The sequence below is a fragment of the Pedomonas sp. genome, from assembly GCF_036515995.1.
Lineage (GTDB): Bacteria > Pseudomonadota > Alphaproteobacteria > Sphingomonadales > Sphingomonadaceae > Pedomonas.
The window spans coordinates 1-13,307 of record NZ_DATBUP010000147.1 but is presented as its reverse complement, the minus strand read 5'-3'; the positions used below and the strand labels follow the sequence as shown (position 1 = coordinate 13,307).

The window sequence follows — 13,307 nt, the reverse complement described above, 5'->3', positions numbered from 1 at the left end:
TCTGCGCTTCTTCGGTAAACTGCCGGTTCTTCGTGCCGTTGACGATGCCCAGCAGCAGGATCGGGTCTCCGATCGAACCCTGATTGAAGCCGGCAAATGCTTCCAGCCCGGGGACGCCTGCAGTGCCCAGGGAGCCGTAGAAGGCCGCCAGATCATTCTTGATCAGCCCGCCCGCGCCATCGATCTGGTTGGAGGTCTCCAGCTTGTTGGTTCGGTAGGACATGATGTTCTTTAGACTGACAACGTCACTGGCCTTGAAATTGATCGTGAAAAGATGGCCCGTCGTCCGCTGCTCGGTCGGCGTTGTGAAGGCATTATTGACAGCCTTGGGCCGCTTGCTCGTTATGTTGATGCCTGACTGCGGTTGGGATGCAATGATCCCCAGGGGATCACCGATGATTGGCGTCGTGCCGTTGCCGGTCGATATCGAGTCCGTAAAGTCGAACTTGTAAGTCGCATCAAAATCGCCGGCTTCGTAGCGAAGCGCTACGCGAAATGCATCCGTGTTCTCTGCCCCTAGTGTCTTTGGAGAAGTACGGATGCCCCATTTCCCGTTGGTGCGGCTGGTGAAATCCCAGCGGGTTCCTGCACCTAAATTGCGGATATCGCCATCGCGCTCGGAATGAAGGACGCTGAGCCGCAGACTGAATCCGTTCCATTCCGGCAGGTCGAGGGACGCACGCGCGCGACGCTGGCCGTAATTCCCGATGGTAAAGTCGGCTTTGCCTCCGAGCACTCCGGACGGATCGGCTGTCGTCACCGACACGGCACCGCCCGTCGAGTTGCGGCCGAACAGGGTCCCTTGCGGACCTTTCAAAATTTCAATTCGCTCAATGTCGGCAAGGTCGAAAATCGCGCCCACGGCGCGGCCCAGATAGACGCCGTCAATATAAACCGACACGGGATTGTCGGTTTCAGCCGCCGAGTTGCTGGCGCTCACACCGCGAATGGTGAACATCGGGAGATTGCCACCACCAGCCTGTTTGCGCACCGACGTATTCGGGGCAAGCGAGCCAAGGTCGCCGATGTTCTGGATCCGGTTCGCCTCGATTGCACCCGCATCCAGCGCGGTGATGGAGATCGGCACGTCCTGCAAATTCTGCTCGCGACGCTGCGCGGTCACGACAATGTCCTGCAGTCCCGTGATCTGGGCACTGTCTTCATTCTGTGCATATGCCGTACAGGGCTGGGCAAGAACCAGAGTGCTGGCACAGCTGAGCCAAACGAAGTTCCGTTGCATTATTTCCCTCCCCATGTCGTCTTTATAGGCATCGCGCCGGTAAGCATGCGCGCAGGTTCGCCTAAGCAGAGGCCGTCATTGCAGGAACAACTTGTCAAAACCCGAACACTTGGCGGTGCCACCCTCGTCTTTTTCGGGGTCCAACATCTTGGGATGGTGGTCGATAAATCCGGCGCTGACTTACCTAATTTGAATTACCCCCCCTTGGAGCCGGGCGCCAACCGGAGATCAGGGTGCCTCCTTCGGGAATTGTCTGCATGTCTGATGGTGCCAGCTGCCTCATTCGCGGTGCTGCGCAAGGTCAGCAAAAAGTCGCTTGAGCAGCTGCGGTCCCTGGGCAACCACGCCGCCATCGATAACCAGATCACTGCCCGTGGCAAAAGGGCACCGCTCGCTGGCAAGAAACACCATGGCCGCTGCCACATCACTGGGCTGGCCGGCATCGGGCCAGGGCTGCACCCGCGCCAGCTGCTCTGCGCCAATACCGCTTGCCGTAAAACCCGGAACCAGGATCGGCCCGGGCGAGACGGTGTTGACCCGGATGCGCCATGGCGCCAGCTCAACGGCGGCCATGGCGCTGAGGCGCACGACGGCTGCCTTGGCAGCGGCATAGAGGGTCGGAGAACACCCTCCCATTTGCGCCGCGATCGAGGCGGTGGTGAGGATGACGCCGCCGCCTCCTTGCGATCGAATGGCACGTCCGGCGTGCTTGATGCCAAAAAAGACGCTCCGCAGGAGCAGGGCGAAGGTGGCGTCGAAGTCAGCGGCCTGGATGTCCAGGAGCGGCTGCATCGCGCCCGCCCCGCCAGCATTGTTCACCATGACGTCGATCCGGCCGAACCGCTCGCGTGCGGCCTCGACAGCCTGAGCCACATCAGTTTCTCGCGTTACATCAGCGGTCATCTGATGCAGCCGGTCAGCCAACCCCTCGCCCGCCGCAAGCGCACAGGTTGCATCAAGGGAGGCGATGTCGGCGGCGACAACCGATGCTCCTTCGCGAAGAAAACCCAGAGCGATGCCCTGGCCGATCCCGCTGGCCGCGCCTGTGACGACGGCCGCCTTGCCCTGCAATTCCTGCAACACGGCCATCACCCTAGCTCCTCGGGTCGGTAAATCACGGACAAGAAGCGCGCCGGTGCGCTGACGGCCCGCCAGGCATGTCTGGTATCGCGCTGGACGACCACATCACCGGGCGACAATTCGGTCTCACCCTCGTCCAGGATAAGCTTCAAGCGGCCTTCCAGCAGCACAATGACATCCAGCGTGCCGGTGCGGTGAAAGCCCCTCTCATCATGGCCTGGAAGGCCCTGCCGGATATAGTCCTCCAGCACGGCATCAGGCGGCAGTTCGACGGAGCGGACCTGTAGTCCCCCTCTCGGGAACACCAGTTCATGGCCTGCAGGCACCGGATCCCTGCCAAGCGGCAGGCCGGGCAGAGCCTCCCAGATGTGACTGTGCGGCCCAACCTCTTCCTCGATCAGGATGCAGGACCGCCCCTTTTCGTTATTGGTTGTGACAATGCGCTTCATTGATCTATTCCCCCCTATCCCGGCGTCATGCCGTTTCCAATACATGCTGGGGGACCTGCAGCATCACCTTGACGGCATCGGGCTGGCCCTGGGCAATGAAGGCTGCCTCCACCTGATCCAGCGGGTAGATGTGCGTGATCAGGCTGCTGCGGTCGACAGCGCCGCTTGCCATGAGATGAAGCGCCTCCACCAGTTCCTCGGAAGCGTAGCCGTTCGAGCCGATGATGACCGGCTCCTTGCGGATCACATAGCTGAAATCGATCTCCATCCGGTCTTCGTAGCCGCCAAAGCAAACAATTCGGCCATTGCGGGTCGAGATCATGCGCAGGGCAATCTCCAGCGGCGGCGGGCCGGGGATGTGCTTGATGTAGCCGGCGCAATCGATAACCACATCGATGTTGGCTGACTCGCCCCGGTATTCATCTTGACGGCCACAGATGGCCGCCGCTGCCTCGAACACGTCCTTCTCGCGCGCATTGATGACATGCGTGGCGCCAACATCGAGGGCGGCCTGCAATCGCCGGGCATGAATATCGACGGCGATGATGCGGCCAGGCTTTATTCCGCGGGCATGGATTGCCTGGATAACGCCAAGACCAATGATGCCAACGCCATAGATCAGGACATTTTCGCCTTCGGCGATACGGGCCTTACGCACCATCTGCAGCCCGTCGGCGAGCGGCTCGGTCGTTGCGGCTTCCTCGAAGGAGACGCCGTCGGGCATCCGGACAAGCTGGAACGGATTGACCGGAACGGTGACGAACTGTGCCATGCCGCCCCCCATGCCCGTCACGCCCACCACGCGCTCGCCGACGTGCCAGCCAGAGACGCCTTCCCCGAGTTCGGCAATCACGCCGGCAAACTCATGCCCGGGCGTTTCGTAGCCTTCGGGAGTTGGGCGAACCAAGCGCTCGCGGTGGGCATTCTCCCGGTACATGTGCATATCGGATCCACAGATCCCGCAAGCCTCGACCGCAATCAGCACCTCGCCGGCGCGCGGTCGGGGGCGGGTTGCATCCGGCCGCGCCTCGATTTGTCGGGGATCGATGAAGTTGGCTGTCAGCATGCGCGCTCCCCTTTGCCTGCCCTGACGGGCTTCTGCCATTTACAGTACGATACGTCCTGTATATATACTGTCAATCGGCGTGGAGATCCGCGATTGGGGGGCGCAGTTCTACGCAGTCCTCGCCGCATCGCTGATGAAAACGCAACTGCCCCAGCAACGGCCGGAGCCCGGCCACCGCGGAAGGCAGCGGAATAAGGACAGGAATGCCGGCCCGCTTGACGACGGGCGCACAGGCCCTGCTTGCGGCTGATGCGGTCAAAGCATCGGCTCAGGTGCGGAGTGCCGCACAAGAAAATGCGCCCCCGCGCGCAAGCGCCAGACAGTGCATGCCGACGGAACGGGCGCTGGCTTATGAAAGCGGTGTGGCGAATGAACCGCCGAGCTACGGCTGCGAAATGAAGATCGCCATCAATGGAGCGGATCCAGGCTGCCAAGGATCGATCCTGGCCCGGGACGCTGGACGAATTTTTAAAAGATCAGAAATTATCGCTTCGCCTTGGCGGGCTTGACCTCGATGCCCTGCAATAGAATATCGCAGAGAGATTCTTTGAAATTCTCTTTCGTGTCCACCACACTGAACATGGTGCGGTAGATCACGGCCCCAACAAGAAGATCGAAAAGGGCATCGATATCAGTCGATGCAGTGACGATTCCCTGGCGCTTGCCTTTTTCAATGACATTCTTCAGGTAATCACGCCCTTCCCTTTCGAGCGGATTCTTGATTTCGTCGCGCAGTTCAGGGAACTGCTGATAGGTTGAAACCAGGCCGGCAAAGGCGCCTTTCATCTCGGGCCGCGTGTATTGATTCAAGAGAACCTGGACATACTCCCGGATCTGCGCGCGCAGGCCCTGCTCGTCTATGATATCGGGAAGGACACTGCCGTCACGATGCGCCACCTCGTTCACAAGATGAAATTTGGACGGCCAGCGTCGGTAAATGGTGGCGCGCGTGATGCCCGTCATCTTGGCGATCGCCTCGAAGCTCATGGCATCGAACCCGCCTTCCGCCAGAAGCTTTCGTGCGGCTGACAGAATCTTGGCATCCGTTTCGGCGCTGCGCGGCCGGCCCCGTGACTGCGGAGCACTGCCAGCCTGTTGAGGTGCGTCGTTCATCGGCATGTCTCCAGATAAGAGGCAGGGCGGCTTGCTGTCCACAAGAAACGGCCCTGGCTTGGGGCTGCAGGAGGCAGCGCTGGGGAAGCCCGATGGCGCCCTTTGTCGGGCGCGCTGGTGTCTCCGGCCGCCGCCTGCAGCCGAGCCCGTGTCCGGCACAGCCAACAGAGCCGCCGGCGCGTCCGGCAGGCAACAGCGCCAGGGCTAGACCGTGTCTGGCTGGGCGACCTCGATCATGACCTTGATGGCCCGGCCGTTGCCTTGCGTCTCGAAAGCCTGCGTGATGTCGTCCAGGGCGAAGCGGTCGCTGATCAGCTTGCGCCGGTCGATCGTGCCCGATGCCATCAGCGTCACCGCCTCCTTGAGCTCTGAGGGCAGATACCCCAGCGACCCTATGATCCGTGGCTGCTTCTCGATGAGAAAGGTCAGGTCAAGCGTCACCTCGCCCTCGTAGGCCCCAAAGCAGACAATGCGCCCGCCATAAGGCTGGAGCATGTCCAGCGCCTGCTGCAGCGGCGGTCTGCCCTTCATGTGCTTCAGGTAGCCCGCGCAATCGATCACAGCCGCCACGTTCGCGCCAGTGGTGGTCGGGAAAGCGCCGACCCGCCGGCCACAGATATCCATGACAGCCTCGACGGCGTCCATGTCGCCCGCGTTGATGATGTGCGTTGCGCCAAGTTGCAGGGCAAGGTCGAGCCGCGATTGCGAGACATCGATCGCGATGACCTGTCCCACATGCGGCGCCTTTGCCCTCAGCGCCTGGACAACGCCCAGGCCGATGATGCCAACCCCGAAGACGACGACATTTTCCCCCGGCTGCAGATCGGCGAGCCGCACCAACTGGAGCGCATCGGCAAGCGGCTCGGTGGTCGCCGCCTCCTCGTAGGACACCGTCTCCGGGATAGCGACGATCTGATAGTCGTTGACCGGTACCGGTACATACTCGGCAAAGGCCCCGCCGCCGGTGACGCCGACCACGCGCTGGCCAACCGACCAGCCCTCGACGCCCTCGCCCACGGCAACGATCCGCCCGGCATACTCGTGCCCCGGAATCTCCCGACCGTCCTCGTCCGTGCGCAGGAGGCCTGCACCGCGGTGCGCATTGGTGCGATAGAGATGAAGGTCGCTGCCGCAGATGCCGCAGGCCGCAACCTTCAGCAGTACCTCGCCCGGGCCTGCGACCGGCTCGCGCACATCGCGGCGCACCTCGAGCTTGCCGGGATCATGGAAAATCGCTGCTTTCATCTTCCCCCCCGAAAAGACAATCAATTCTTGCCTGGCTTCATTTGTAGCGAGCCTCGGGACCAAGGCAAGGTATTTCGATACATATTGCATTGGAATTGCGATCGCGAGAGGATAGTCTGGCGTGGAGGCGTACCTGCCCTTGGGGCGGCCCGCCAGCACGTCCGGCCCTTGCGTCGCGTCTCTGGCCTGGGGAACTGAGCAACTGAACGGGGAGGACGCGACATGACCGGACCTTTGCTGGGGCGACAGGTGTTTGGCAGACGCAAACCGGCCCTTGAAGAACCAGCCCCTGCAGCGCAGGACAGCAACTTGCGGGCGGAGCGACGCGCCGACGCCCTGGGCCGCCGCATGACGATCATCGGCTTTGCGTCCTTCAACATCGGGATCGGGCTTTGCTACGGCACCTTCGGCGCGCTTGTGCTGCATCTGGAGGAAATGTTCAACGCCGACCGCGCCACAATGGGGATGGCGCTTTCTCTGGTCGCGCTCCTGCACGGGTTGACAGCACCTGTCATCGGCATGCTGATCCCCCGGGTTGGCATCAGGCCGCTGATGCTGTCGGGCGCCGTCCTGACCAGCTCCGGGTTTGCCCTTCTGCCGTTTGTGCAGGACAGCCTCATGATGCTGGCCACCTATGGACTGCTGATCGGGCCTGGCACGGCGCTGATGGGATCCCTGCCCGTGATGACGCTGATCAGCAACTGGTATGAGCGGGGCCAGGGGCGCATGGTCGGCTTTGCCATGATGCCGCTACTCATCACTGTCACGCCGATGGCAACAGTCTGGATGCTGCCATTCCTCGGGGTGAAAGGCGTGCTCTTTGCCGCTGCGATTGCCGTGGCCGCCATCATCCCCTTGCAACTGCTGATCATTGATCGGCCGTCGCTCGTTGATCTGCGCCCCGTCGGGGCACCCTGCAAACGGCCCGCCGACACGCCCCGGCCCGCATTGGCCCGCACACTGAGCTTTGGCCAGCTTTGGCGCCAGCCCAGTTTCCTCATGATGGCAACGGCCACCGGGCTGGTTGCTGGCGCGGGCGTCGCCAAGAGCGCCCATCTGGTGCCGATCCTGGTCGAGCAGGGCTGGGCCTTGGATCAGTCGGCGCTTCTGCTCGCGATCTCCGGTGCCACCGGAATACTGGGCTCGCTGCTGTTCGGCATGATCGCGGACCGCTGGAGCGGCGCCACCGCCCTTGCCGCCGGTGCATTTGTCCAGGCCGTCGTCTGGCTGATCCTGATCCTGCCCGCAAGTTTTCTGCTGCTGACCGTGGATGCCATCATCATTGGCATGTGCGGCGGCGGCGTGATCAGCGCCAAGTCCGTGCTGGTCGCCAGGCTGTTTGGCCGTGGCAACTTCTCATTTGTCTCCGGGGTCTCATCCCTGACCGCGGTGCCATTCGTCTTCCTGCTGTCGCCCCTGGCAGGGTACCTGCGACAGCAGAGCAGTGACTATGATCTGGCGCTGCTGGTGATCATCAGCCTGCTGGCCCTTGCCGGCGTGCTGAACCTTGCCCTGATCAGGAGCGAGACGCATGCCCGCAGGGCCAGCAGTCAGGTGGACGCCAGTCCGGTCTGAACGGGAGGGAACAGCGGGCCAGCCCATGCCCCTATTTCCTCTGGCCGCGCCTGCCGGGTTTTTTCGGCCGATGCGCGGCGTCGCCGACAAGGAGCTGCTCAAGGCCTGCCACCAGATTCTCGAAGCCGAACCGGAGCATCCAGTCTTGGTCCGGATCCGGGGCCTCCTGATAGAGAACGCGCAGCAGATCCTGATCCTGCTGCGAGAAGGCGCTGACAACATGGGCCTCCAGCGCGGCAATGGCTTGCGGCCCCCTGACGCGTGCGTTAATCAGCCCGATCGCGGCATGGGAGAACCAGTTGAGCGCGGCTCTGAGCCGCGCGGCGTCCGGCTGAACCGCGGCGAGCGTGCGCACCAGAGGCAGCCAGACGCGCAGCCACCCGGTGGATAAATGCTCCTCCCAGGCAATCACGCTGAGTGCCACCCGGTAGCGCTGGAAATGCGCCGCCACTCTCTCCAGCCAGTCAATGACGTAGGAACGCCAGTCCTGATCAGCGCGCGGCGGCACGTAGGACTTGAAGACTTCATCAGCAACGGCCTCCAGCAAGGCATCACGGCTGGAGAAATAGGTATAAAGCGACATCCCGGATGCGTTCAGCCTTCGGCCCAGCTTGGCAACGCTGAAACCATCCAGCCCCTGCTCGTTGAGCAGGTCCAGTGCGGCAGCAACCACCTGTTCACGGGAAAGCCGGCTTGGGCGGCCGACGGAGCGACGTGGCGGGGTGGGCTCTGCGGTCATGTCCCGCTGATACCATGCCCGCGCATGCCTTGGAAGTTGGAGCGGGAGGACGCCGGCCAGCAGCGATCGCCGGTCAGCCGTTTGCGGAAGCGACGTTGACGGTATTAAATTTACGCCATAAGTTAATTGGGCAAAAACAGCCGCATCCCTGAATCCGCGGCAGAGGAGGGAGGCTCGCAACCATGATGTTTGCAACACAAAATGTCAGTCACTCCCATCGACTGGCCTGCGCGACCACGGTTGAGGAGGGCTGGAACAATCTCGAGACATACGGCTACACCATCCATGAAAATTTTCTCAGCGAAGAGCAGCTGAGCGTGCTCAACGCGCGCTTGGATGAACAGGCAGAACTGGAGCGCGAACAGGGTGTAGCGGCCTTGTCGGACAGCGGCCATGCCGGCGAGGATCGCCACTTCGGTGGCGTCGAGGGCGCCACAGCCGCCTTTCAGCACGTCAATTTTCTGCCCAATAAAGGGAGCATGTTTCGTGACCTGATGCGCCATCCGGCAGCGCTTTCCTATTGCCAGCACGTCTTCCGCGGCCAGCCGTTCAATCTCGTGACACAGTCAGCGCTGATCCTGCGACGCGGCGCTCAGGCGCAGATACTCCACGCCGATCAGCAGGCAATTCCATTTGCAACGCCTTTTCCGGTCATGCTCAACATCATGACCTGCTTGTCCGACTTCGAGGCTGAAATGGGCGCGACCCGCATCGTGCCAGGCAGCCATCTGCACCCGTCCCCGGATATGACGCTGGAGCGTGACGAAGCGGTTGCCGCGATCGGCGGCGCGCTTGTGCCCCTCACCGCCAAGGCCGGGTCGGCACTCATCTGGGAAAGCCGTACCTGGCATTGCCAGTGGGCGTCCACGTCGCCCAAAACCCGCAAGTCGATCGGCACAGTTTACGGCGTTCACTTTGTAAAGCCGCAGGACGTCTACCCCGCCATCATCCACGATGATGTTTATGAAACCCTGACCGAGGAAGAGAAGCGCCTGCTTGGCTTCGAGGTCGCTTTTGAATATGGCGGCCGCATCGCGCCGCGCCGCCCGGATGACCAGCGGTCAAACACCAATGCGCGCTACCCTTACGTCCCGGAATTGAGGCGTGGAAGCCCAAAGCGTGCCGTGCCGCTGGAAGCAATGAAGGTTGCCCAGGCGCAGTAGCATGGCGGGGCAGGCGCAGCATGGGGGTCGGCCGGAAGCCAGTATCGGGAGCTTCCGCCCCTGACCTTCCTGCCTCCTTGATCTTCTTGCCGCGATCTTCTTGCCCCGAACGGACAACTGGCGCGGCTCCTGCCAGGGCCCGGCCGCCTCCAGGCGGCGCAGTTCTCCTGGATCGCGCAGAACATCCCGGCGCAGGCCGCGATATAGCGTGCCCTATCAATTTATTTTCCCACCTCCCCGAAGTCTCGTTTGAATTTCGATGCAGACTGTATTTTAATGTGACGGAGACCGTGAGACAGTGAACCCTAAAGGAGCGATTATGCGAAAGGTCCCGCTGCGCGTCGGCATGTTCCTGGCCCCTTTCCATCCCCTGGACGAAAGCCCCACCCTTGCTCTGGAGCGCGACCTGGCGCTGGCCCAGTTTGCCGATGAAATCGGGTTTGCAGAATTCTGGTACGGCGAACATCATACCGGCGCTTATGAACTCAGCGCCTCGCCTGAATTGATGATCGCAGCAGCAGCCCAGCGTACCCGGCGTATCAAGCTGGGCACGGGCGTCATCTCCCTGCCCTATCACAACCCGCTGATGACGGCGAACCGTATCGCACAGCTCGACCACCTGACCTTCGGCCGCCTGATCTTCGGGGCCGGGCCAGGCTTGCTCGTGAGCGATGCGCACATGCTGGGTCTGGATGCACGGGAGTCGCGCGACAAGCTGGAACGGGGCCTGGATGTGATCCAGCGCCTGCTGTCCGGTGAATGGGTGACCGAGACATACGACGGCTGGTACACCCTGCGGGACGCGCATGCGCAGTTGCTGCCCTACAACCCCGACCTGGAGTACTGCGTCGCCAGCACGTTCTCACCCAACGGAGGCACCTTGGCCGCCAAATTCAACGCCGGCATGCTCTGCCTCGCCTCAACCGCGACGTATGGCTATGACGCCCTCAGCAACAACTGGAAAATCGCCTGCGACACTGCGACCAGATTGGGTCGGTCGATGTCGCCTGCCAGCATCCGCTGTGCAACTGATATCCATATTGCCGAGACGCGCGACAAGGCGATGGACCAGGTGCGCGAGGGCTACGAGCGGTATCTCCTTTATATCAAGAACCAGTCCGAGCAGTTGAAGGAATCCCCGGCGCACAAGTCGCTCGAGGATCTCCTCGAGACCGGCGAAATCGTTGTCGGCACGCCAGATGACGCGATCAGGCAGATCCGCAGGCTCGAAGAAAAGGTGCCGGATTTCGGCTGCCTCTTGATGCTGGACAAGAACTGGGCCTCGCAGGACGACAAGAAGCGATCAATGGAAATGATGATGCGCTATGTGCTGCCGGCCATCAACGGCGACAATCGCAACCGTCAGAAATCCTTCGACTGGGCACGGGACAATCGCGACGGCTTTATCGACGTCATTCAGGCGTCGACAAAGCGCGCCTTTGAAAAGCATGCGCAGATGGCAGAACCAGTTGATGCATCAGACAGCCCGAAGGCTGAACCAAGCCTCGAGCCGAGCAATTGACCGGGCTGCTCCAAGCGCCAGCCGCCGTTTGCTCGCTCAGGCATCAATCATTGCAAAGGCGCGGCGAAGCGACGCCGCCGCATCGGCCATCGCCTCGTCTGCCTCCGGCAACACGCCGAACATGGCAGCAAAGCCATGGTACATGCCGCGGTACAGGCGGTGATCGACCGCAACCCCGGCGTCCTCGAGCCGCGCTGCATAGGCAAACGCGTCATCGCGCAGCGGATCGCACTCGGCGGTGAGAAGTGTCGTTGGCGGCAGTCCTGCCAGGCAGGGTGTTCGGAGCGGCGAAGCCCACGGGTGGCTCCGCTGCGACCGCGCCGGCACGTAGGCTGAGAGGCAGACCTCGGAGAATTCCGCGTCCAGCATGTAGCCGCGGGCAAACAGGCGCTTGGAATCTGTCTCGGATGCAAGGTCGAGACCTGGGTAGATGAGGAGCTGGTGGACAATGTCTGCTCCTCCTGCGTTGCGCGCGCGAATGGCTGCAACGGTTGCAAGCGTCCCGCCGGCGCTGTCGCCGCCAACCGCAATGCGGCGCGGATCCAGCCCGAGGTTCCCGGCGTGCGCCACCAGCCAGTTCAGCGCCGTCCAGGCGTCCTCGACCGCTGCTGGAAAGACATGTTCGGGTGCCAGCCGATAGTCCACAGAGAGGATGGCGCACTCCGCCTGGCGCGCGAGCCGGCTGCAGAACCGCTCATGGCTGTCGATCGAGCAGGCGATATAGCCGCCGCCGTGCAGGTAAAGCAGGACGGGCTCGTGCGTGGCAGGCGCCTCCTCCCGTCGGTAGAGCCTGACCGGGACGCCGCCGGCATCAAAGTCGCAGCGGGCGACGCGATCGGCCGGGTCGGCCGGACTGATGGCTGCCGCCACCATCACGCGAAATTCAAGCGGGCTGAGGCTGCCCCAGTCCGGCATCTGCTCCATCATCTGATCAAGCAAGGCTTGGGCGGACGCGCTGAGTTTCATGGTGTCCTCCTCTACGCGCCAGCGCGCGAGGCCGGCGGGCGCAAGACTACGGAATGAACAAACCGACGGCCGCGACAAGGCCGGCAAAGGTGGCGCTGTCAACATGGGGCAGGTCCTGGTGAGACCAGACTGCCTCCGAAATTTCTATAGCATGCTATGCATAAACTGCAGCTGGGGCAATAGGGTTTGAGACAAGGGATCTGGCGCGCTACTAAGGTTCCCGGCCGCACAAAGACGGGACGGGGAGATCGGGAGGCGATGGGGCGACGAGAGCTGCAGAAGCAGGCCCGCCGGGCAACCTTGCTGCAAGCCGCGCGTGCGGCGCTGGAACGCGGCGACTTCTCCATGCGACGTCTTGCCGAGGACGCTGGCATGTCCGAAGTCACGCCTTACAATCTCTTCGGCTCGAAGCGCGGGGTGCTGGAGGCGCTCTACGTGACACTGCGCAGAGAGGCCGAAGAGCAACTGGCAAGACTTGGACCGCGTGCCCCGCTTGAGCGGGTGTTCGACGCCATTGACCTGCTCGCCGCCGGCCTTGCCAGCGCTCCTGATTTCTATCGCGGCTTTTTCGGTGCGCTGGTCGAGCGACCCGTCTCGGATCGTCCGCCCACGGGCGATGACCCCGGACGGGCCTACTGGCGCCATATCATCGCCCAGGCCGCCGCCGACGGCGGCCTGCGCCCCGGAGCGCGGCAGGATCTGCTCGCGCGCAGCTTCATCTGCCTGATCGGCGGCGCCATGCAGGACTGGCTGGACGAGCGGATCACCGCAGAGGAATGGGGGTTGATCACCGCCCATGGCTTTGCCCTCATGGCGCTGCCCCTGGCCAGCAAGGACGCCGCTCCAACGCTGCGCGAACGACTGGCTGCGGCCGAGGTGCGCCTCAAGCCGGCTGAACCGCGCGGCGCCGACCTTGAAGGTCCCGGCGGGCCGGCTGCCTGATGTGCCGGCCCTGCCCCTCGTTCCACATTGATCCGACGTCTCCAAGGTTAGGGTTCTGCCGGTTCTTGCGCCTTAGGCGTGGGCCGGCTCGGCAGGCGCTGCGCGCAGGTCAAGGCCTTCAAGGTCGCCGCGTGTGCGCCAGTCCGCCAGTATTGCATTGAAGGCTGCAACGCCAAGAGCGTAGGCCTCATTCCAGAGCGAGACACC

The 13,307-nt window shown here is 62.7% G+C and carries 12 protein-coding genes; 4 read left to right on the top strand and 8 right to left on the bottom strand.

Translation table 11 applies throughout. The features are described 5' to 3' along the window. The 6 genes from VIG90_RS11610 to VIG90_RS11585 form a co-directional block, all read right to left on the bottom strand. Positions 1-1,240, bottom strand: a 1,240-nt coding sequence (locus tag VIG90_RS11610; RefSeq protein WP_331593682.1) for a TonB-dependent receptor, incomplete at its 3' end; no start/stop codon positions are given. A gap of 279 nt (positions 1,241-1,519) precedes the next feature. Further along, complete coding sequence (locus VIG90_RS11605; protein ID WP_331593681.1) at positions 1,520-2,329, bottom strand: SDR family NAD(P)-dependent oxidoreductase; 810 nt, start codon at positions 2,327-2,329, stop codon at positions 1,520-1,522. Further along, on the bottom strand, positions 2,329-2,769 hold the full coding sequence (locus VIG90_RS11600) for a cupin domain-containing protein (protein WP_331593680.1): 441 nt from the start codon (positions 2,767-2,769) through the stop codon (positions 2,329-2,331). The genes VIG90_RS11605 and VIG90_RS11600 overlap by 1 nt, the downstream gene beginning before the upstream one ends. 25 nt (positions 2,770-2,794) lie before the next feature. Then, complete coding sequence (locus VIG90_RS11595; protein WP_331593679.1) at positions 2,795-3,835, bottom strand: zinc-dependent alcohol dehydrogenase; 1,041 nt, start codon at positions 3,833-3,835, stop codon at positions 2,795-2,797. 483 nt (positions 3,836-4,318) lie between these two features. Next, the gene (locus VIG90_RS11590) at positions 4,319-4,948 is read right to left on the bottom strand and encodes a TetR/AcrR family transcriptional regulator (protein WP_331593678.1); all 630 of its coding nucleotides are present in this window, start codon (positions 4,946-4,948) and stop codon (positions 4,319-4,321) included. Between the two features lie 204 nt (positions 4,949-5,152). Then, positions 5,153-6,193 carry a zinc-dependent alcohol dehydrogenase gene (locus tag VIG90_RS11585; protein ID WP_331593677.1) on the bottom strand — a complete coding sequence of 347 codons (1,041 nt, stop codon included), beginning with the start codon at positions 6,191-6,193 and terminating at the stop codon, positions 5,153-5,155. Positions 6,194-6,415: 222 nt separating this feature from the next. Here VIG90_RS11585 and VIG90_RS11580 point away from each other — a divergent pair, with 222 nt between their 5' ends. Further along, complete coding sequence (locus VIG90_RS11580; protein WP_331593676.1) at positions 6,416-7,768, top strand: MFS transporter; 1,353 nt, start codon at positions 6,416-6,418, stop codon at positions 7,766-7,768. Positions 7,769-7,799: 31 nt separating this feature from the next. Here VIG90_RS11580 and VIG90_RS11575 read toward each other — a convergent pair whose 3' ends face one another. Next, positions 7,800-8,507 (bottom strand): TetR/AcrR family transcriptional regulator, encoded by a 708-nt coding sequence (locus tag VIG90_RS11575; protein ID WP_331593675.1) that lies wholly within the window; start codon positions 8,505-8,507, stop codon positions 7,800-7,802. Positions 8,508-8,689: 182 nt separating this feature from the next. Between VIG90_RS11575 and VIG90_RS11570 the strand changes: the two genes are divergently transcribed. Next, positions 8,690-9,670: a phytanoyl-CoA dioxygenase family protein gene (locus VIG90_RS11570; protein WP_331593674.1), complete on the top strand. Its 981-nt coding sequence runs from the start codon at positions 8,690-8,692 to the stop codon at positions 9,668-9,670. Between the two features lie 319 nt (positions 9,671-9,989). Continuing rightward, complete coding sequence (locus tag VIG90_RS11565) at positions 9,990-11,192, top strand: LLM class flavin-dependent oxidoreductase (RefSeq protein WP_331593673.1); 1,203 nt, start codon at positions 9,990-9,992, stop codon at positions 11,190-11,192. 36 nt (positions 11,193-11,228) lie between these two features. Here the strand turns inward: VIG90_RS11565 and VIG90_RS11560 are convergent, their stop codons facing one another. After that, a complete protein-coding gene (locus VIG90_RS11560; RefSeq protein ID WP_331593672.1) occupies positions 11,229-12,158 on the bottom strand; it encodes an alpha/beta hydrolase in 930 nt (309 codons plus the stop codon). A gap of 258 nt (positions 12,159-12,416) precedes the next feature. Between VIG90_RS11560 and VIG90_RS11555 the strand changes: the two genes are divergently transcribed. After that, entirely contained in the window at positions 12,417-13,100 is a 684-nt protein-coding gene (locus VIG90_RS11555; protein WP_331593670.1) for a TetR/AcrR family transcriptional regulator, read from the top strand. Positions 13,101-13,307: the final 207 nt, after the last annotated feature.

Bases quoted from the DNA above. Each gene is read 5' to 3' on its own strand.
- VIG90_RS11605 (WP_331593681.1), bottom strand. From the start codon at position 2,329: ATGGCCGTGTTGCAGGAATTGCAGGGCAAGGCGGCCGTCGTCACAGGC.
- VIG90_RS11600 (WP_331593680.1), bottom strand. From the start codon at position 2,769: ATGAAGCGCATTGTCACAACCAATAACGAAAAGGGGCGGTCCTGCATC.
- VIG90_RS11595 (WP_331593679.1), bottom strand. From the start codon at position 3,835: ATGCTGACAGCCAACTTCATCGATCCCCGACAAATCGAGGCGCGGCCG.
- VIG90_RS11590 (WP_331593678.1), bottom strand. From the start codon at position 4,948: ATGAACGACGCACCTCAACAGGCTGGCAGTGCTCCGCAGTCACGGGGC.
- VIG90_RS11585 (WP_331593677.1), bottom strand. From the start codon at position 6,193: ATGAAAGCAGCGATTTTCCATGATCCCGGCAAGCTCGAGGTGCGCCGC.
- VIG90_RS11580 (WP_331593676.1), top strand. From the start codon at position 6,416: ATGACCGGACCTTTGCTGGGGCGACAGGTGTTTGGCAGACGCAAACCG.
- VIG90_RS11575 (WP_331593675.1), bottom strand. From the start codon at position 8,507: ATGACCGCAGAGCCCACCCCGCCACGTCGCTCCGTCGGCCGCCCAAGC.
- VIG90_RS11570 (WP_331593674.1), top strand. From the start codon at position 8,690: ATGATGTTTGCAACACAAAATGTCAGTCACTCCCATCGACTGGCCTGC.
- VIG90_RS11565 (WP_331593673.1), top strand. From the start codon at position 9,990: ATGCGAAAGGTCCCGCTGCGCGTCGGCATGTTCCTGGCCCCTTTCCAT.
- VIG90_RS11560 (WP_331593672.1), bottom strand. From the start codon at position 12,158: ATGAAACTCAGCGCGTCCGCCCAAGCCTTGCTTGATCAGATGATGGAG.
- VIG90_RS11555 (WP_331593670.1), top strand. From the start codon at position 12,417: ATGGGGCGACGAGAGCTGCAGAAGCAGGCCCGCCGGGCAACCTTGCTG.